Source organism: Brevundimonas sp. 1080, from assembly GCF_040545985.1.
Taxonomy (GTDB): Bacteria; Pseudomonadota; Alphaproteobacteria; order Caulobacterales; family Caulobacteraceae; genus Brevundimonas.
In genome coordinates, this window is record NZ_JBEPMW010000001.1 from 657618 (window position 1) to 676811 (window position 19194).

At 64.6% G+C, this 19194-nt stretch carries 19 protein-coding genes and 1 tRNA gene; 8 read left to right on the top strand and 12 right to left on the bottom strand.

Annotated features, from left to right (window positions below; genetic code table 11):
- From ABIC32_RS03415 to ABIC32_RS03445, 7 genes are all read left to right on the top strand, one after another.
- Complete coding sequence (locus tag ABIC32_RS03415; protein ID WP_354072331.1) at window positions 1–531, top strand: 2'-5' RNA ligase family protein; 531 nt, start codon at window positions 1–3, stop codon at window positions 529–531.
- 735 nt (window positions 532–1266) lie between these two features.
- Window positions 1267–1899 (top strand): DUF4129 domain-containing protein, encoded by a 633-nt coding sequence (locus tag ABIC32_RS03420; protein WP_354072333.1) that lies wholly within the window; start codon window positions 1267–1269, stop codon window positions 1897–1899.
- Window positions 1896–3122: a DUF4350 domain-containing protein gene (locus ABIC32_RS03425; RefSeq protein WP_354072335.1), complete on the top strand. Its 1227-nt coding sequence runs from the start codon at window positions 1896–1898 to the stop codon at window positions 3120–3122. The genes ABIC32_RS03420 and ABIC32_RS03425 overlap by 4 nt, the downstream gene beginning before the upstream one ends.
- Window positions 3109–4065, top strand: a complete 957-nt coding sequence (locus ABIC32_RS03430) for an AAA family ATPase (RefSeq protein WP_354072337.1) — start codon at window positions 3109–3111, stop codon at window positions 4063–4065. The genes ABIC32_RS03425 and ABIC32_RS03430 overlap by 14 nt, the downstream gene beginning before the upstream one ends.
- The gene (locus ABIC32_RS03435; protein WP_354072339.1) at window positions 4062–5378 is read left to right on the top strand and encodes a DUF58 domain-containing protein; all 1317 of its coding nucleotides are present in this window, start codon (window positions 4062–4064) and stop codon (window positions 5376–5378) included. The genes ABIC32_RS03430 and ABIC32_RS03435 overlap by 4 nt, the downstream gene beginning before the upstream one ends.
- Window positions 5375–6397, top strand: coding sequence for a stage II sporulation protein M (locus ABIC32_RS03440; RefSeq protein WP_354072341.1), 1023 nt, complete (start codon window positions 5375–5377; stop codon window positions 6395–6397). Before ABIC32_RS03435 ends, ABIC32_RS03440 begins: the two co-directional genes overlap by 4 nt.
- A complete protein-coding gene (locus tag ABIC32_RS03445; RefSeq protein WP_354072343.1) occupies window positions 6387–7265 on the top strand; it encodes an RDD family protein in 879 nt (292 codons plus the stop codon). Before ABIC32_RS03440 ends, ABIC32_RS03445 begins: the two co-directional genes overlap by 11 nt.
- A 12-nt stretch (window positions 7266–7277) precedes the next feature.
- Here ABIC32_RS03445 and ABIC32_RS03450 read toward each other — a convergent pair whose 3' ends face one another.
- The 5 genes from ABIC32_RS03450 to ABIC32_RS03470 form a co-directional block, all read right to left on the bottom strand.
- Window positions 7278–8204 carry a DUF7847 domain-containing protein gene (locus ABIC32_RS03450; RefSeq protein ID WP_354072345.1) on the bottom strand — a complete coding sequence of 309 codons (927 nt, stop codon included), beginning with the start codon at window positions 8202–8204 and terminating at the stop codon, window positions 7278–7280.
- A gap of 418 nt (window positions 8205–8622) precedes the next feature.
- Window positions 8623–8754, bottom strand: coding sequence for a hypothetical protein (locus ABIC32_RS03455; protein WP_255520800.1), 132 nt, complete (start codon window positions 8752–8754; stop codon window positions 8623–8625).
- A gap of 370 nt (window positions 8755–9124) precedes the next feature.
- On the bottom strand, window positions 9125–10249 hold the full coding sequence (locus ABIC32_RS03460) for an osmoprotectant NAGGN system M42 family peptidase (protein ID WP_091749452.1): 1125 nt from the start codon (window positions 10247–10249) through the stop codon (window positions 9125–9127).
- 10 nt (window positions 10250–10259) lie between these two features.
- Window positions 10260–12029, bottom strand: a complete 1770-nt coding sequence (gene ngg / locus ABIC32_RS03465; RefSeq protein ID WP_354072348.1) for an N-acetylglutaminylglutamine synthetase — start codon at window positions 12027–12029, stop codon at window positions 10260–10262.
- The gene (locus ABIC32_RS03470; RefSeq protein ID WP_354072350.1) at window positions 12019–13794 is read right to left on the bottom strand and encodes an N-acetylglutaminylglutamine amidotransferase; all 1776 of its coding nucleotides are present in this window, start codon (window positions 13792–13794) and stop codon (window positions 12019–12021) included. The genes ngg and ABIC32_RS03470 overlap by 11 nt, the downstream gene beginning before the upstream one ends.
- A 65-nt stretch (window positions 13795–13859) precedes the next feature.
- Here ABIC32_RS03470 and ABIC32_RS03475 point away from each other — a divergent pair, with 65 nt between their 5' ends.
- Window positions 13860–14372 carry a MarR family winged helix-turn-helix transcriptional regulator gene (locus tag ABIC32_RS03475; protein ID WP_354072352.1) on the top strand — a complete coding sequence of 171 codons (513 nt, stop codon included), beginning with the start codon at window positions 13860–13862 and terminating at the stop codon, window positions 14370–14372.
- Window positions 14373–14458: 86 nt separating this feature from the next.
- On the opposite strand, the gene ABIC32_RS03480 is transcribed toward ABIC32_RS03475, so the two are convergent.
- From ABIC32_RS03480 to ABIC32_RS03510, 7 genes are all read right to left on the bottom strand, one after another.
- Window positions 14459–16234 (bottom strand): SLC13 family permease, encoded by a 1776-nt coding sequence (locus ABIC32_RS03480; RefSeq protein WP_354072354.1) that lies wholly within the window; start codon window positions 16232–16234, stop codon window positions 14459–14461.
- A gap of 323 nt (window positions 16235–16557) precedes the next feature.
- Window positions 16558–16634: transfer RNA gene (locus ABIC32_RS03485), tRNA-Arg, on the bottom strand.
- 208 nt (window positions 16635–16842) lie between these two features.
- Window positions 16843–17322 carry a hypothetical protein gene (locus ABIC32_RS03490; protein ID WP_354072356.1) on the bottom strand — a complete coding sequence of 160 codons (480 nt, stop codon included), beginning with the start codon at window positions 17320–17322 and terminating at the stop codon, window positions 16843–16845.
- Entirely contained in the window at window positions 17319–17909 is a 591-nt protein-coding gene (locus ABIC32_RS03495; protein WP_199061605.1) for a response regulator, read from the bottom strand. Before ABIC32_RS03495 ends, ABIC32_RS03490 begins: the two co-directional genes overlap by 4 nt.
- 4 nt (window positions 17910–17913) lie before the next feature.
- Entirely contained in the window at window positions 17914–18258 is a 345-nt protein-coding gene (locus tag ABIC32_RS03500; RefSeq protein ID WP_045811565.1) for a DUF8776 family protein, read from the bottom strand.
- Between the two features lie 2 nt (window positions 18259–18260).
- On the bottom strand, window positions 18261–18803 hold the full coding sequence (locus ABIC32_RS03505) for a chemotaxis protein CheD (protein ID WP_354072358.1): 543 nt from the start codon (window positions 18801–18803) through the stop codon (window positions 18261–18263).
- Window positions 18800–19189, bottom strand: coding sequence for a response regulator (locus ABIC32_RS03510; RefSeq protein ID WP_039246211.1), 390 nt, complete (start codon window positions 19187–19189; stop codon window positions 18800–18802). Before ABIC32_RS03510 ends, ABIC32_RS03505 begins: the two co-directional genes overlap by 4 nt.
- Between the last annotated feature and the right edge of the window lie 5 nt (window positions 19190–19194).

The window sequence follows — 19194 nt, forward strand, 5'->3', positions numbered from 1 at the left end:
GTGGCAGACCCGGCGCCGCTCATCATCACCGCAGCCCTGGACGACGGCGCCTTCGACTGGTTCGACGGCTTGCGCCAGGCGCACTTTCCTCGCCACCGCAATGTCGTCCCGGCCCATCTAACGCTGTTCCACGCCCTCCCCGGAGCGCAGGAAGGCTTCGTGTTGGAGACGCTGAAGTCGGCGTGCCGACGCCAGGCGCCCATCCGCCTCGATGTGCGCGGCCCGTGGTCCCTGGGGCGTGGCGTGGCCTATCGCCTGGCGTCCGCCGATCTGGATCGACTGCGTGGACAACTCGCGGATGCCTTTTCGCCCTGGCTTACGCGCCAGGACCAGGCCCCGTTCCGGCCGCACATCACGGTCCAGAACAAGGTCGAGCCCGCAGACGTCAAACAACTCCTAGAGCAGCTTCAATTTGAGTTCGAACCCTTCGACATTCTCGCTGAAGGCCTGCTCGTCTGGCGCTACCTCGGCGGTCCGTGGGAGGCTATCGACAACGTCCCGTTCGAGGGCAAGCCGACCTTTCACGACTGAAATGCAATCCAACATGAAGCCTCAAAACCTCATGATTTGCACATGATTCATAAATTTCTAAAATCGCTTACCTCCAAGCACGTTTGTATACCTTCGTCTTACCGTTTTAACAAAAAACGACACCGCATTTATCATTTTTTTATATGCGATACACTTATCGAAAGTATACAATTTGATCATTTCTAATGATTTGTAAATATTTTATATGTCAATGAGTATTTATCGAGCCCGCTTATTTAAAAATAACGCAAGACTATCAATTTATCTTAGAGGTTTACCTAGTACACAGTCGAATGAAATCTCAACTATCTACTTTGCCAACTTATACAACACCTCTCTCCAACTTGTGCTGACCGTGAGAGGAATGGAAAGCGCGCATTTTCCGGTCTTTTTGCAGGCGAGGAGACCTGCGTGCGCTTGAGATTTGGGGTACCGTAAGCTGCGGGTCTAGATCGATCAACCGCATCCATTGATCTACCACTCTCGCATACTGGCGCGAGAGACGGTCATTGCCCCCTCCACCGAAGAAGCGACGTTTGCTCAGGCGGCGATAGTTCTAATTTCGTCATTGCACCAAGCCCGCTGTTAACCTCGCAATCACCCAACGAATGTGTCTGGACACCGAAGTCTTGCCGCCATGGATGATAGCATAGGGCGTATCAGACAGGCGCCTGCGGTTGACTCGATCTGACGGGGCGGTATGGCTTGGCCGTTGGGTAGGGGTGCGTTTTCGAGATGCAGGATCGGGCTTCGCCCACAGATGAAGCCCTGGCCAAGGCGCATGCCCGCCTGCTGAAGGACGGGTCTCTCCAATTCGACCGGGTCGGTTTCGAGCGCCCCGACATCAAGCCGCCCGGCTGGTTGCATTGGATCGGCGACGCGCTTCAGTTCGTCGCACCCGCGCTGAAATGGGTCTTCTGGGTCGGCCTGGCCCTCGTCGTCGGCTTGATCGTCTACGCCATCGTGCGCGAGATTCTTCGGATGCGCGCCCCGCCGGCGAAACCGAAGAAACCCAGGATCGTAGCGGAGGCGCAGTGGCGTCCGGAGGCGCAGGCCGCGCGCGATCTGCTGGCCGACGCCGACGCCTTGGCCGCGCGCGGCCTGTATGCCGACGCCGCCCATCTGCTTCTTCTGCGCAGCGTTCAGGACATCGAACAGCGCCAGCCGCGCGCCGTTCGGGTTTCCCTGACCACCCGCGAGATCGCCCGATTGAAGGCCCTGCCGGACGCCGCACGACCCGCGTTCGACCTGATCGGCCGGATGGTGGAGCGCAGCCTGTTCGGCGGAGCACCCGTCGGCGCTCTGGATTTCGCCGACTGCCGCAAGGCCTATGAGGCCTTCGCCCTGCCCGAGGGCTGGCGCGCATGAGCCGTTCTGAAGGCGCGGCAAGCGGCGGTTTCTCGCCGGTCACCATGATCGTCGTGCTGCTGGTGGGCGTGGTCACGCTGGCGGGGCTCGGCGTCCTCTCGGCCTATGCGCCCGAACTCAAGTCCGGCAACGACGGCGGCGGCCATGCCCTGTCGCGGTCATCCACTGGTTTCGGCGGTCTGCCGACCCTTCTGCGTAACCTGGGTGTGCCGGTTGTGATGAACCGGGGGACGCTTTCGGAAACGTCGGACGAAAGCCTGCTGATCCTGACGCCGTCGATCCAGACCAAAGCCCAACAGATCGACGACATCGAGCATTACGGCGCGACCTTGATCGTCCTGCCCAAATGGACCTCCATCCCGGATGCGGATCATGCCGGCTGGGTGAAGACTGTGGGCGTTCAGTCGGCCCAGAGCGTCGTGGCGTCTCTGCCCAAGGATTTGCGCAACGGTCTGAAACTGACCGAGCGCAAAGGCGGCGCGACCGTCGCCCTGCGCCGTCCCAACGGCGCTTCGTTCGGACGGCCCGTCCGGATCGAGGCGCTGCGCACGCTGGAGGGGCCCGACTGGATTCCCGTCGTCGTCGACGATCAGGGCCGCGCCGTCCTGGCCATGCACCGCGAACTGCGGACCTATGTTCTGGCCGATCCCGACCTGATCGACACGGCTGCGCTGAAGACCCTTGATGGCGCGAAGACCGCCGTCGCCCTGATCGACATCCTGCGCGCCGATGAAGCGCCGGTAATGTTCGACCTGACGCTGCACGGCTTCCAACGCACGCGCAACATGCTGCGGCTGATGCTGGAACCGCCGCTGTTGGGCATGACCCTGGTGCTGGTCGCGCTTGCCGCCTTCGCCGGTTTCCAGGCCGCCGTTCGCTTCGGCCCGGCGCGCGAGAGGAGCCGTGTCATCCCCTTGGGCAAGCGCGGCCTGGCGGACAACACCGCCGGTCTCGTTCGCCTGGCGCGGCGCGAACACCGGATGGCCGCCCCTTACGCCCTTCTGGTGCGCGCCGCAGTCGCCCGCGCCATCGGGGCGCCGCGCAATCTGGACGAGGAGGCGCTGGACGCCTTCCTCGACCGTGTCGGCCGCACCGGCGGCGCGACCGAAACCTACACCGCCCTGGCCGAACAGGCCCGGGCCGCCAAGACGCCGACCGATCTGATGCGGGTCGCCGGCGCCCTTCATCGCTGGAATCAGGAGCTGACCCGTGCACGTCAATGAGGTGAAGACGATCGCCGAGCGCATCCGCGCCGAGATCGCCAAGGCCGTGGTCGGCCAGGAAGACGCCGTCGACATGCTGCTGACGGCCCTGTTCGCCGGCGGCCACGTCCTGTTGGAGGGTCCGCCAGGCACGGCCAAGACCCTGCTGGCCCAGACGTTCGCGCGCACCCTGGGTCTAGACTACGGCCGCATCCAGTTCACGCCCGACCTGATGCCCGGCGACATCATCGGATCGAACCTGTTCAACTTCCAGACGTCCAGCTTCACCCTGACGCGCGGGCCGATCTTCTGCGAACTGCTGCTGGCGGACGAGATCAACCGCACGCCGCCCAAGACCCAGGCCGCCTTGCTGGAAGCCATGCAGGAACGCCGGATCACCATCGACGGCGAAGCTCACGGCCTCAGCCCGCGCTTCACCGTCGTCGCCACCCAGAACCCCATCGAGCAGCAGGGCACATACCCCCTGCCCGAGGCCCAGTTGGACCGCTTCCTGTTCAAACAGGTGCTGGACTATCCCAGCCTGGATCAGGAGCGCGCCATCGTCTCGGCCCACGGTTCCCGCACGGGGCTGATGGACCCCATCGCCCTCGGCGTCGAGGTCGTCGCCGACGCCGCCGTCATCGATGCGGCCGTCAATACGGTGGCGGACGTGCGCCTGAACGACGAGGTGATCGGCTATATCACCGGCTTGGTGCGGGCCACCCGAACCTCGGCCGATGTCGAGACCGGCGCGTCCCCGCGTGCGGGGGCCATGCTGGCCGTCGCGGCGCGGGCGCGAGCCGCGCTGGATGGTCGCGACTATGTCATTCCCGACGATGTGAAGGCCCTGGCCATTCCGGCCCTGCGTCACCGCCTGGTCCTGTCGCCTGCGGCCGAGATCGAGGGTCGGCGCGTCGAACAGGTGTTGGCCGGCCTGGTGGATCAGGTGGCGGCGCCCCGGTGATCTATCCCACCCGACGCGCGGTGACGGCGATGGCGGCGGGCGTGCCCGTCGCCCTGCTGGCCGGCGTCCTGACGCCTGCAGGCTGGCTCGCCGGGCCGGTCTGGATCGCAGGAGTCTTGCTGCTCGTCGCCGTGGACGCCCTGCGCGGCGGCTCGCGCTCCCGGCTGGAACTGGACCAGCCTCGGCCGGTGCGCGCGGCCGTGGGCCGGTCAGACCGGGCCGAACTGACCGTACGTTTCGAGGCCGGAGGCCCGGCTCCCAAGAGCGTTGAAGCGGCCCTTTCGGGTGACGCCCGGCTGGGGCTGGAAGAGGTTTCGCGCCGCGCCGCGGTCTCGGATCGCGCCGCGGTCCTGGCCTTTCCTTTCACGCCAAATCGCCGAGGCGCCGCCGACCTGAAGGCCTTGTGGGTCCGTTGGCATGGGCCGATGGGCCTGGCCTGGAAGCAGAAGACTTTCGCTCTGGACCTGGCGGCGCCGGTCCTGACCGACCTGCAATGGGTCCGCGATCAGGCGGTGCGTCTGTTCGCCCGCGACGCCCTGTTCGGCGCCAAGACCCAGTTAGAGATCGGCGAGGGGTCGGAGTTTCAGGCCCTGCGCGACTTTCAGGCCGGGATGGACCGCCGCTCCATCGACTGGAAGCAGTCGGCGCGTCACGCGGCCCTGCTGGCTAAGGAGTTCCGTACCGAGCGAAACCATAATGTCATCATGGCGCTGGACTGCGGTCGGTCGGCCAGCGAGCCGGTTGGTGGGATGCCGCGCATCGACCGCTTCATCCATGCGGCTCTGCTGCTGTCCTACGCCTGCCTGCGATCGGGCGACCGGACGGGCGTCTTCGCCTTCGACTCCCAGCCGCGTGTGACCACCGGCGCAGTGGGAGGGCTGGATGCCTTCCGCACCCTTCAGGCCGTGGTGGGCCGCATCGACTATTCGACGCATGAGACCAACTACACCCTGGCCCTGGCGACCCTGTCGGGACAGCTCCAGCGTCGCTCGCTGATCGTGGTCTTCACCGACTTCACCGACACCACCTCCGCCGAGTTGATGATCGAGTCGCTGGGGCGGCTTTTGCGGCGGCACCTCGTTCTGTTCGTCGTTCTACGCGACGATGAGCTGGAAGGCCTGACCGGCGTCGATCCGCAAACGCCCGAGGACGTCTCGCGCGCCGTCGTCGCCGGAACCCTGCTGCGCGAACGCGAGACGGTGATCGGACGGTTGCGGCGTATGGGCGCGCACATCGTCGACGCCCCAGCCGATCGCGTCGGAACCGAGGTCGTCAACGCCTATCTGGATCTGAAGCGGAGGGATCTGCTGTGACCGACGTGCCTCCCTCCGGGCTGCTGAAGAGCCAGCGCTTCCGCCAGGCGCGCGAGGACGACTGGCGTCGCCTGGAACGGCTGATGGATAAGGCCGAAAAGGGGTCCGCGTCCAAACTGACCGACGCCGAGATTCTGGCGGTTCCGGTGCTTTACCGTTCGACCCTGTCGGCCCTGTCGGTGGCGCGCGAGACCTCGCTGGATCAGGGGCTTATCGACTATCTGGAGACCCTGTCGGCGCGGGCCTATTTCTTCGTCTATGGCTCGCGGGCGACGATCCAGGATCGACTGGTCGCCTTCTTCCGCACCGACTGGCCCGCCGCCGTGCGCGGTCTGTGGCGCGAGACCCTGGTCTCGACAGCCCTGATGCTTCTGGGCGCCCTGGTCGCCGGCTGGCTGGTGATGCATGAGCCGGAATGGTTCTACGCCTTCGTGCCCACCGACCTGAGCGGCGGGCGCGATCCTGCCGCCTCGACCGAGACCCTGCGCGCCACTCTGGACGGCGCTGACGGGGCTCAAGGCCTATCGGCCTTCGCCGCCTATCTGTTCACCCACAACGCCCAGGTCGCCCTGCTCGCGTTTGCGCTCGGGTTCGCCCTGTGCCTGCCGACGGGCCTGCTGATCCTCTACAATGGCGCGACGCTGGGCGCATTCTTCGCCCTGTTCGCCAGTCGCGGGCTGGGCTTCGAACTGGGCGGCTGGCTGTTGATCCACGGGGTGACGGAACTGTTCGCTGTCATCCTGGCGGGCGCGGCAGGCCTGAAAATCGGCTGGGCCGTCGCCTTTCCCGGCCAGAAGCGAAGGCTGGACGCTGCCGTGGAGGCCGGGCGCACGGCCGGCATCGCCATGGGCGGCGTAGTGGTGATGCTGATGTTCGCCGGCCTGCTTGAAGGGTTCGGCCGCCAACTGATCGTCGATACAGGCTTGCGTTATGCGGTCGCGGCGGCGACCGCCGTGATCTGGGGCCTCTATTTCTATGCGCCCCGCCCCGCCGTCGCGGAGTCGATCCATGTCCGCTGACCTGACCACGGCCAAAACGGAACGCGCCTTCGTCACGCCCGAGGGCGTGGACCTGCGGCTGAACATCGGCGACGCGGGTCAGAGAGCCGGAGCGCTTTTATTGGACGCGGCCATCATCATCGGCGTCCTGATCGTTTTCACCATAGCCTCGGCCTTCGCTTTCGCCTCAGGGGCCGCCGTGGCCGGCGTGACGGGGGCCGAAATGGTCGCTGTCATTTGGCTGATCGTCTTCTTCCTGCTGCGAAACTTCTACTTCACCGCTTTCGAACTGTCGGCGGCGGCTGCCACGCCGGGCAAGCGGATCATGGGACTGCGCGTCGCCTCGCGCGACGGCGGACGGCTGAAGGCCGAGGCCGTCTTCGCCCGCAATGCCATGCGCGAACTGGAGGTCTTCCTGCCCTTGTCCATCCTGGTCGCCCGCAGTCAGGAAGGCGGCGTCGATGGCTGGATGTATATGCTGGCCTTCGTCTGGGCGGCGATCTTCGTCTTCTTCCCCCTGTTCAACAAGGACCGGCTGCGCGTTGGCGACCTGATCGGGGGCACCTGGGTCGTGCGCGCGCCGCGTCGCAAGCTGATCCGCGACATGGCCGAAGACGGGGCCACGCGGATGGCCGCCTACGCCTTCACCCCGGCGCAACTCGACGCCTATGGCGCCAAGGAATTGCATGTTCTGGAGACCCTGCTTCGACAGGGCGACCGCAAGACCTTTCGAGACGTCGCCGATCGCATCGCCAAAAAGATCGGCTGGACGCGTGGCCCGTACGATACGGATCGAGACTTCCTCAGCGCCTATTATGCCGCCCTGCGCGGTCGGCTGGAGCAGAAGCTGCTGATGGGCGTCAGACGCCGCGACAAGCACGACGTCTGACGGCCCGCGCGATCAGTCGAAGATCGAGGCCAGTTCCTCGGACCCGCCGCCTTCCTTGGCCGAGCGCAACTCGTAATACAGCGCCGCCACGCCCGCCGATGCGACGACCCCGGACAGGATGTTGACCATGGGCTCGGTGATCAGATTGACGGCCAAATTGGGCGTGCCGCCGGTGAAAGTCCCCCCGGTCGCCAGACTGAGACCGCCGATGGCCGCGCCAATGATCCAAGACAGGATCACATAGATCACCAGCAGGCCGAACACTTGCCAGCGATAACCCTTGGTCAGCTCTCGGCTGCGCTGCAGGCTGGCGAAGACGCCGCGCTTCTCGACCACCACGGACGGAGCGCCGACCGACCACATGACCGCCAGGATGATGCCCGGCACGATCAACAATAGAAAGCCCAGCATCATCCCGATGGAGGCGAAGATCGCCAGACCCAGCAGCGGCACGAAGTTCTGAACCCCGACATTGAAGGCGTCGCCGAAAGCGGTCGTCTTGCCGTTGAAGCCGTTCACGGCCGCCTTCACCACCATACCCTGCAAAAGATAAAGTCCGACGAAGTTCAGCACTGCGCCAGCCATCATCATCAAGACGCCCGGTCCGAACTCTTCACTCAACATCGCGCTTTGGCCATAGGCCGACAGAATGCTGGGCGCGCCGACCAGAAGCGCGGCTGAGCCGAAGAGAACGGCGGCGTTCTGCTTGATCGCGCCGAAGGTCCGCTTGATCACACGGCCAAGGTCGAACACCCCGCTGCCTCTTCCGCCGCCTGTCGCCGAGACGGTCACCTTCGGCGGTAGCATGGCGATGATCTGCTGTGCGCGTCCGTCGGTCTCGGCGATGAAATCGACCCGCTGGCTGCGTTCCAGAACCGAGGGCGGCTGGACGTCCTCCTTCGTGAACGAATAACGCTCGCCGTCGTCGCCGAGGATCAAACCGAATCCGGTCGCCTCGTCGAACGTTTGAACCTCACCCCGCAAACCTGCCTCCCCTGCTGATGCGTCGCACGGTTGTAAAAGCTGCACCGCAGCCTCGCCAGCGCATTTGTCATGTCAGTCCGTGCGTCGAACCTCGAACAATCGCCTGTCCTCGAAAGCCCGGCCGTATGTAGCAAACACTTTTGCGGACAATGGTATTAAGAGCGCTGCGGATGTTCAAAAGCGCTGCGGGAAATGGTCGGTCGACTTGGGGTTCGTCTGCACTGTGTTGCTGACAGTCGCGTTTGCCATGCCCGCGTTTGAGACCCATGCCTTTGCGGCGGAAATCTCCGGCGGCACCCAAGTGGTCGAGAGGGGTCGCCGGCGTTGATGGTCAATGTCTTGACTGCGGCCCGGCCTGCGCCAACGGCAGCCGTCATGCGCCGCATTCTACCATGTCCAGCGACTTGGCTACGCCGCGTTTCAGCGCGGTCTTCGGCCAGCCCCAGGCGTGGAACGACTGCATCGCGGCCCGGCCGTGCGCTGGGCGAGGATCGATCAAAACCATGCAGACATACTAGCTGATGACCGGCGCCGCCGTGATCATCGCATTAGGCGCGGTCTTCGCCACCGCGGACATTCCGGACCGACCGCCGACCGAAGCAAAGCACGCCGAGAGCGTTTGAATAACTCCGAGCAAATAAAATTAGGTTAGAGCTCAATATCTAATACAGGACGCTGCATACCGATAATTCGCACCTGCCATTTCTATTCTGATTCATTACTAACGTACCGCCTAAAGCGCAGCGGCGTTTTTCAGCAGAGGAAGGAACAAACTGCAAGAACATTCCATTCCGATGTTATAAATTTAAAAGCACAAATCGAACTCGAAATCTCCCCGCAACACTCCGGGCTGAGCGAATGCGATCCCCTAAGCACTAATCCCCCTCGTCACCCACGGGTTGGTGGGTGAAGCCTTTTGCTCCGCTCAAAGACTTGGCGTCACGGCTGATTTCGACATCGCTTTCGGCATAGGCGATCAGCAGGCGAGACAGGTCTTCCAGCGCGCTTTCGTGGATGCGTTCATAGCCGTGGCTGGCGTCGATGCCGAAGGTGACCAAGGCGGTCCGGATGTCGGCGCCGGCTTCCAGGGCCGAGGCCGAGTCCGAGCGATAGTATCGGAAGACGTCCTTCTGGTGCGGGATGTCGTGGTCGCGGGCCAGTTGAACCAGTTTGCGTGACAGGTGCCAGTCGAAGGGTCCTGTCTGGTCGGCCATGGCGATGGTGACGCCGAACTCCGAAGAGTTCTGACCCGGTGCGGTCGTGCCATTGTCGACCGTCACCATGGCGGCGACATCCGGAATCAGCACCGACGAGGCTCCCAGCCCGACCTCCTCGGCGATCGTGAACAGCCACCAGGTATCGACCGTCGGCGTGCGATCTTCGCGTATCATACATTCCAGCGCGGCCAAAAGGGTGGCGACGCCCGCCTTGTCGTCCAGATGGCGCGAGACGACGAAGCCGGTATCGATGAACTCGGGCTGCGGATCGATGGCGACGATGTCGCCGACATCCACGCCCAGGGCCAGGGTGTCTTCGCGGCCGTGGGTCACGGCGTCGATGCGCAGTTCGACCTGGGCCCAGTTCACCGGCTGGGTGTCGACCTCTTCGTTGAAAGTATGGCCTGACGCCTTCAACGGCAGGATGGTGCCGCGATAGGCGCCGCCCTCGGAGAAGATCGTCGCCCGCGCACCCTCGGCGAAACGCGACGACCAGTGACCGATCGCGACCAGTTCCAGCCGGCCGTTCGCCTTCACCTGTTTGACCTGCGCGCCCAGGGTGTCGACGTGGGCGACGATGGCGCGCGCCGGTTTTGGCGTCCGGCCCGGCAAGCGTGCGCGAAGGGCGCCGCGGCGGGTCATCTCATAGTCGAGGCCCAGCCGCTCGAGTTCTCGACACAAGAGCCAGACGGCCTCGTCCGTATAGCCGGTTGGGCTGGGCGTGTTCAGCAGGTCGGCCAAGCGGGCCTTCAGGTAGTCGAGGTCTATCGCGGGGCGGGCCAAGGGGCCTCCTTCAGGCTTCGGGTCGCGAAAATGTCCGCGCAGCGGCCGGTGCGGACAGTGGAAAGAGCAGATCCACGAAACGCTCGGCAGTCGGTTGGGGTTCGTGGTTGGCCAGGCCGGGGCGCTCGTTCGCTTCGATGAAGGCGTAGTCGGGTTCGCGCGGCGACTTCACCATCAGATCGATGCCGGTGACCGGAATGTCGATGGCGCGCGCGGCGGCGACGGCGGCGCGGATCAGGGCCGGATGCACCTCATCCGTCACATCATGGATGGTGCCGCCCAGGTGCAGGTTGGCCGCCTTGCGCACCAAAATCTCGGCCCCTTCCGCCGCCACGTCGTCGAGACGATAGCCGGCCTCGGCCAGGGTGCGTTCCGTCTCGGCGTCGATCGGGATGGTGGATTCCCCACCGGTGGCGGCGGCGCGACGACGGCTTTGGTGTTCGACGAGGGCGCGCAAGGTCGAGCGGCCGTCGCCGAAGACGCGCGGCGGACGACGCAGGGCGCAGGCGACGACCTTGTAGTCGATCACCACCAGCCGAAGGTCCTCGCCCTGAACCTGTTCCTCGACCAGAACCTCGGAACAGATGCGGCGTGCCCGAACCAGAGCCGTCTGGACCTCGCTCATCGTTGTCAGGCCGACCGCGACGCCTTGCCCCTGCTCGCCGCGCGCCGGTTTGACGACCAGAGCGCCGAACTTGCTCAGCGCTGCGTCGATGGCCGATGGGCTTTCGGGATCGATCCTCTCGGGAACGCGCACGCCGGCCGCCTCGACGATGCGTCGCGTCATCCGCTTGTCGTCACAGATGCTGAGCGCGACGGCCGAGGTCAATTCCGACAGACTTTCGCGACATCGGACCGACCGGCCGCCCCAGTTCAGGCGAAACAGCCCGCCCTCACCGTCGATGATCTCGGTATGGATGCCGCGCCGACGCGCCTCGTCCACGATGATGCGGGCATAGGGATTCAGGTCATGATCGTCGGTCGGGCCGACGAACAGGGCCTCGTTGATCGGGTTCTTGCGTTTGACCCCAAAGAAGGAGACGCGACGGAAACCCAGCTTTTCGTACAGGGCGATGGCTTGATCATTGTCGTGCATGACCGACAGGTCCATGTGCGCCAGGCCTTGGGTCTTGAAATGTTCGGCCAGACGCCGAACCAGGGCCTCGCCGACGCCCGGCTGGGTCGCCTGGGGATCGACCGCCAAACACCATAGCGAAGAGCCGCATTCCGGATCCTGAAAGGCGCGGGCGTGGTTGACGCCCGTCACGGTGCCGATCACAGCCCCCGTCACGGTGTCCTCGGCGACGAAATAGGTCAGGGTCCGGTCGTCCCGATGCGACCAGAAGAAGTCAGGCGGAACCGGCACCATCTTGCGCTTGGCGTAGATGTCGTTGACCGCCTGCGCATCCGTTTCCGACGTCAGACGGCGCACGGTGAAGCCTCGGGGCTGACGTCGGCTGGCGCGATAGGTCGCCAGTTCCAGCCGATAGGTGTGCGACGGATCCAGGAACAACTCCTGCGGCGCCGAGGCCAGCAGGACGTGCGGATTGCGGACATAGAAGGCGATGTCGCGCCGGTCCGGCCCTTCGGCGCGGAGGGCCTCGACCAGCGGCTCGGCCGTCTCGAAGGTCTGGGCGAACAGCAGTCGGCCCCAGCCGCAATCCAGCACGGCATCGGGGTTCGGTCCGTCCCCGGACTGAACCGGGGGCTTCAGGCCCTCGTGCCGCAGACGTTTCAGCCGATGCGCCTTTGATCGCTCGGGGCGGATATCAGACGCCATGCTGCTGCATCCACATTTCCAGCACTGCGACCTGCCAGAGTTCGGAGCCGCGAAGGGGTGTGATGTGCTCGGTGGGATTGCCGAACAGGGTGTCCAGATAGCCCCGGTCGAACAGGCCGCGATCGCGCGCCGCCTGATTGGTCAGGGCCTCGCGCACCATCTCCAGATACGGACCCTGGATGTATTTCAGCGCGGGCACGGGGAAATAGCCCTTCTTGCGATCAATGACCTCGGAGGGGATCACCAGACGCGCCGCTTCTTTCAGCACGCCCTTGCCGCCTTGCGCCAGCTTGTGCTCGGGCGGGATGCGGCCCGCCAGTTCGACCAGCTCGTGATCCAGGAAGGGCACGCGCGCCTCCAGACCCCAGGCCATGGTCATGTTGTCGACCCGCTTCACCGGGTCGTCGACCAGCATCACCTGGCTGTCCAAACGCAGGGCTTGGTCGACCGGCGTCGCTGCGCGGCCTTGCGCGAAATGGGCCTCGACCAAGGCGCGGCTGACGTCGGTGTCGGCCATATAGGCGCCGTTCAGCTGGGTCTTCAGCGTGGCATGGCTGCGGTCGAAGAAGGCCTTGGCATAGGTTTCGACCGGATCGGTCGCGCCCAGCATCGGCGGATACCAGTGATAACCGGCGAACACCTCGTCGGCGCCCTGGCCGGACTGCACCACCTTGATATGTTTCGAGACTTCCTGGCTCAGCAGGTAGAAGCCGACGTTGTCGTAGGAGACCATCGGTTCCGACATGGCGCCGATGGTGCCCGGCAGGGCCTCCATCAGCCGCTGGTGAGGCACGAAGATCTGGTGATGCTTGGTGCCGTAATGTTTGGCGATCAGGTCGGAATAGAGGAACTCGTCGCCCTTCTCGCCATTGGCCTCTTCGAAACCGACGGAGAAGGTCATCAGGTCCTTCTGACCCAGTTCGGCCAGCAGACCGACGATCAGGCTGGAGTCCACTCCACCCGACAGCAGCACGCCTACCGGCACGTCGGCGACCATGCGGCGCTTCACGGCTTCGCGCAGACTGTCCAGGACCCGATCGCGCCAATCTTCGGCCGTCAGGGCCGCGTCCTCAGCATGGCGGGTCATGTCGGGCTGCCAGTAGAGGCGGTCCTTGGCCCTCCCATCCGCCTCGATCACGCGGATGGTGGCCGGCGGGAACTTCTTGACGCCCTTCAGGATCGTGTGCGGCGGCGGCACGACCGCATGGAAGGTCATGTAGTGGTGCAGGCCGACGGGATCGATGGTCTTGTCCACGTCGCCCGCCGCCAGCAGGGCCGGCAAGGTCGAGGCGAATCGCAGACGCTTGCCCTGTTCGGTCAGATACAGCGGCTTGATGCCGAAACGATCCCGGGCGATCACGGTGCGGCCGGTGTCGCGCTCATGCAGCACAAAGGCGAACATGCCCTTGAATCGCTCGACGCAGGCTTCCCCCCACGCCTTCCAGGCCTTGATGATGACCTCGGTGTCGCCGTGCGAGAAGAAGCGGAACCCCATCCCCTGCAGCTCTTCGCGCAGTTCGGGATAGTTGTAGATGCAGCCGTTGAACGCCAGGGTCACGCCCAGGTCAGGGTCCACCATCGGCTGCTGGGCTTTCTCACTCAGGTCGATGATCTTCAAACGGCGGTGACCCAGCCCCACCGAGCCGCGCATAACAATGCCGGAGCCATCCGGTCCACGCGGCGAGAGCGCATCGGTCATGCGTTGAACGGCGCCGGCATCGGCCGGTCGTCCGTCGAAATTGATCTCGCCGCTAAGACCGCACATAGGTCCTCCTTGAATTGTGGAAGCAGCGGGTACAAATGGTTAGGGCACGAAAGAGTTCAACCCGAATGGCCGATATTTCCCATGAGCCAAGCCCTGACGCGGCGGTTGACGCCACCGCATCCCTTGTCCGGTCAGTCCGACGCATCGCCCAGGCGATCGATGTTCGGTCTCGAGAAATTTCACGTCTGACCGGGCTGACGCTGCCGCAGCTCCTCGTGCTGCAATCCATCCGCGCATTGGGTGAAGTCAGCACCAGCGCGATATCGCGGGACGTTTCCATGTCGGCGCCGACCGTCGTCGCCGTGCTGGACAAGCTCGAAGCCAAGGGCATGGCCGCCCGCTATCGCTCCACCGTGGATCGCCGCGTCGTCCATGTGCGTTTGACCGACGCGGGGCGGCAGGCATTGCAGACGTCCCCGGGCCTGCTCGGCGACGGCTTTCTCGCCGCCTTGGCTGAACTTCCACACAGCGAACGACTGGCGATGGCTGAAGCTGTCGAACGCCTCGCAGTTTTGATGCAGCCTCGCGAAGCTCAGGCCTCTTTGAAGCCGCATTATCAGGGTGTCAGGCCCTCATAAGCGGCTCGGGATGGCGAGCCGGCGAACAGCCGGAAACGGTGATCCTGACCTGTCTGTTCCAACGCTATCTTCTGACCTCGAGCCAATCAAAGAGGCCAAAACAGCAAGATGAGCGATGGCCCCGTGACCAGAACGAGCGCGCTCAAAGGCGCGCCCAGCCTGGGATAATCAGAAAACTTGTAGCCCCCAGGTCCCATGACCAGCGTGTTGCACTGGTGACCGATGGGCGTCAGGAAGTCGCACGCCGCGCCGACCGCGACCGCCATCAAGAATGGATCCGGATTGTAGCCAAGCTGCTTGGCCAGCGTCGCTCCGATCGGGGCGACGATCAGAACGGTCGCCGCATTGTTCAGGAAGGGCGTAACCGCCATTGAGGCGAGCATGACGCCGGTGATAGCAACAACGCCCGGCAAGCCTGTGAACACGTGACGAAGCAGTCCCGCGATCAGGTCGGACCCTCCTGTGGATTGGATCGCGTCTGAGACGGGAATGAGGGCTGCGATCAGAACCAGCAGAGGTCCATCGAGAGCGGCATAGGCCTCACGCATCTTCAAGCCGCCCAAGGCGACGATCACGACGGCGGCGCCGAAGAAGGCGACGGCGACTGGAACCAGGCCAAGGCCGACGAGGGTCATGGCGCACGCAAGAACAACAGCCGGCATGAAGCGCCTGCGCACGCTCCCGAGTTGAACCTGACGCTCCGCCAGGGGGAGTAAATCCAGCGCCCTCAGCGCGACCGGCAGCGCCTGTTCGGCGCCTTGAAGCAGGATGATATCGCCGGGCGCCAGTTTTGCCGTCCGCAGATGCTGGGTGAGTTGAAAGCCGCTTCGCGACACGCCCAACAGATTGATCCCGTGCTGGCCGTACAGATCCGAGCTTCGAACAGACTGCCCTTGAAGCGGGGAGTTTCGGCCGATGACCGCCTCTACGATCGCAATCTCCTCGGATGCGGTCGCTATGGGAACCGGGCGATCATCGCGGATGAGATTCATCTGAGCCCGACTGACGAAGCCCTCCAGCGCCTGCTGCTCGCCCTCGATCAGCAGCGCGTCACCCGCTTTGACGACGACATTGCCTCTGGGACTCAGCCGCCGTTTCCCTGAACGGATCAGCGCCATGATCTTGACCTCGTCGTCGCCGAGGGCGGCAAGAGCGGACACGGTCATAGACCCCGGAGCCCAGCCTTCAGGCGCCCTGACTTCCGTGGCATAGGCGTTGGCGGCCAAGGCCGCGCTCATGGACGTTGCGCCCTGTCGATCGCGGGGCAACAGGCGATAGCCGAACGCCAAAAACGCCAAGGCGATCAGCGTGAGCGCTAAGCCCACTGGTGCGTAGTCGAACATGGCGAAGGGTTCGCCAACGATGCCTTGGCGCACTTCGGCGACGATGATGTTCGGAGCGGTCCCGACCAGGGTGACCATGCCGCCCGCCATGGCGCCGAAAGCCATTGGCATCAGGAGCCGGGACGGAGACGACTTCGTCTGGCGCGCCACCTGAAGCGCCACCGGCATCATGATCGCCAGGGCTCCGACATTCTTCGTCGCCATGGAAAGCAACGTCACAGCGCCGGTCAGAACCGGGACTTGAGAACGCTCAGTCTTTAGCAGCGGCATCACCCGCCGCATCGCGAGTTCAATGACCCCCGATCGGGCGAAGGCGGCCGAAACGATCAGCGCGCAGGCGATGATGACGGTGACGTCGTTTTTGAAACCGTCAAATGCAGCCTCGGCGGGGATGATGCCGATCGCCAATCCTGCAACCAACGCGACGACCGCGACCAGGTCGTAACGAAACCGACCCCAGATGAAGGCGCCGATTGTCAGCCCGACAAGGCCGAAGGCCAGTCCCTGTTGAAGCGTCACTCGCCTAGCGCCCTTGCATTATGAGCAGAGAGCGTAGGCTCGATGCTAGAAGGCAGCCAGCTCTCTGGGGCTGCCAACGTCAGAAGAGCATCTGCCGTCAATCCTACATAGCGCATGCATCGACAGGGCGATGCCCTTAGCCGACCGCCACAAATGCCCGCCCCTTCCTGTCGCATTAGTGGCCGTGTAGAAAGCGGGCTTCTCGAAGGTCTGCAATGAGCCATAAGCAGACATTCCACCCCGACTGCTCAAACTCGCCTTAGCTTGCTTTTCGCGTCTTAAGTTGGATTCGTGCCAGCCTTAACTTGCACTGACAATGACGATGGCGACCCCGGCAGGACTCCAACCTGCGACCTCGGCTTTAGGAAAGCCTTGCTCTATGCAGCTGAGCTACGGGGCCACGCCTGACGCCGTAGCGGGTCGGGGCGGCGGGGGGAAGTCGGGGCGGCGAAAAAGTCGGGCGGCGGCTAGACGACTGCGGCGTCGGGCGTTTGTGGTTAAGGGGCATTAACCTACAAGATATCGCGGTGAACAAAGGACGAAACGGGCGATGTCAGCGATTCGGTCCTGATTCGTTTCGTCCTTGTTCCTCAAGAACGGAACGGCCGTTAACCGACGGGCGGGACGTGGGCGGTCAGGGCGCGCAGGCCCTCAAGCAGGCGGTCGGAATCGGCGCTGGTCTGGCCCTGGGCGGCCAGGGTCAGGCGAAGCGCGCGGACGTGAACCTCGACCGAGGGCCATGACCAGCTGCCGGCGTTCTTCATCCGGTCGGCGATCTCGCACAGGCTGAAGGCGGCCTCGAAGAAGGTTGGGACGTCCAGATAGCCGGCCATGTCGACCATGGCGGAAGCGAAGGCGTAGATTTGGTCCGGGGCATCATGCGGGCGGGTCGCGCACAGGGCCTCGATGGCGTCGACGTTGGCCGTCAGCAGGGCGAAGACATGGTCGCGCTGTTCATCCAGCGCCTGGTTGGCGCGGGATTCGGCCTCGATGATCAGACGGCCGCCGGGTCGCGCCATCTGACGCTGGAGCGAGGTGTGAACGCGGCGGACGGTGGAGGGTTTGGGCGCGGCGACAGGCTCGGTCACAGGCTGACCTTCATCGGCTTCATCAGCATGTCGATCTCGTCCTGATCCATGTTTTCCTCGACCGCCTCGCCCAGATCGCCGGTCAGGTCGCTCTCGCGACGACCGTCGGTACCGGGAGGCGGTCCATAGTTGTGCACCCGGCGGTCGGGGCCGATGTAATGTTCGGACTCGACAAAATCGCGGTCCTCCCCGCCCAACCAGATGATCCGTTTCAACAGCAGCGACGGCGACAGGGGCTTGGCGACGATGAAGCTGGCGCCGCAGTCGCGGCCCTGGTGGACCTTGGCCTGTGAGGCGTGGCCCAGGATCATGATGACGGGCACATAGCGGGTCGGCGCGGGGGCGTCGCGCCGCAGCCAGCGCACGAAGTCATAGCCGTCCATGTCCGGCATGATGCAGTCGATCAGGATCAAGTCGACCGAGCGGCGCGCCAGCAGTTCGACGGCCGCCTGGGCCGAGGCGCATTTGATCTGCTCCTTGCAGCCGAAGCCCTGGACGATGGAACCCAGCATATCCAGCGACGTGGGCTGATCGTCGATCAGAAGGACCGTCGTGTGCGCCAGATTGACCCGATCGCTCTTGGACATGGCGTCAGAACAGCATGAGGTCGCCGGCGTCGGCGTTCGATTGCGGGCGATGCTCGCCGGCGGCGGGACGAAGGCGGCCGGCCATGTCGGCCAGCGACAGGCGGCTGACGGCCTCGGACGGGCTGGCGCCGCCGCCCAGCATGCGCAGGACGCCGGACAGAGCCTCGAGACGCTGGGTCAGGGCGTCCAGGGCCTGGGCCTGGGTCAGGGCGTTGGGACGTTCCTCGGGCGGGGCGCGGCGGACCAGATCGCTGACCAGGGCCTCGATCCCGTCGATGCCTTCGCGCACCAGCATCAGCTCGTCGGCGACGGCGGCCAGCAGATCGGCGTGTTCGGGAGGGGCGCTCATGCTCAGAACAGTTCCAGGGCGCCGGTATCGACCGGGGCCATGACGGGCACGGGTTTGGGGGCGACGACGTCGGTGACGGCGCGTTGAAGGGCGCGGCCGGTGACGGGCCAGTAGTGCAGGCGCCGACCGCCGTCGCCGCGCAGACTGCCGCCCACGACGGGAATGCCTTCGTCGCGCAGGAATTTCTCAGCGAAGTCGGCGTTGCTGCGCCCGACGTCGCGCAGGCTGTCGAACATGCGGCCGCCGCCGAACAGCTTGGCCTCCAGCCGATCGCGACGGGCGCCGGCCTTGAGCATGTCGTTGATCAGCAGTTCCATCGCATAGGCGCCGTAACGACGTCCCGCGTCGGTGCCTGCGCCCGAGCCTTCGGGCAGCAGGAAGTGATTCATGCCGCCAACGCCCGCCAGCGGATCGCGCACGCACATGGCGACGCAGGACCCCAGGATGGTGCTGAGCACGACATTGGGATCAGACGTGATGAAATGCTCGCCCTGACCGACGTGAACGCGCTTTTCGACCGTGTCCTTCAGGGCGGTGAAACTCATGTCAGAGGACCGAAAACGGCTTCCAGCTTGCCCTTCAGCTGGGCGACGGTGAAAGGCTTGACCAAGTAGTTGTTGACGCCAAACTGCACCGCACGTTGGACCAGCTCGCGGTCGGCGCGGCCCGTCAGCATGATGAAGGCAGTCTTGGAGGTGGGGGGATGGGCGCGCACGGCGCGCAGCAGGCCCAGACCGTCCAGGTTCGGCATATTGTAGTCGGAGATGATCAGGTGCGCGGGCTTGGACACGATCTCGCGCAAGGCGATTTCGCCGTCGGCGGCCTCGCGGATCTCGCGCACGCCGAGTTGTTGCAGGCTGGTGCGGACCAGCGAGCGCATCGTCATCTGATCATCGACGACCAGGCAGTGAAGTGAGGCGGCGGCGGGCATAGGTT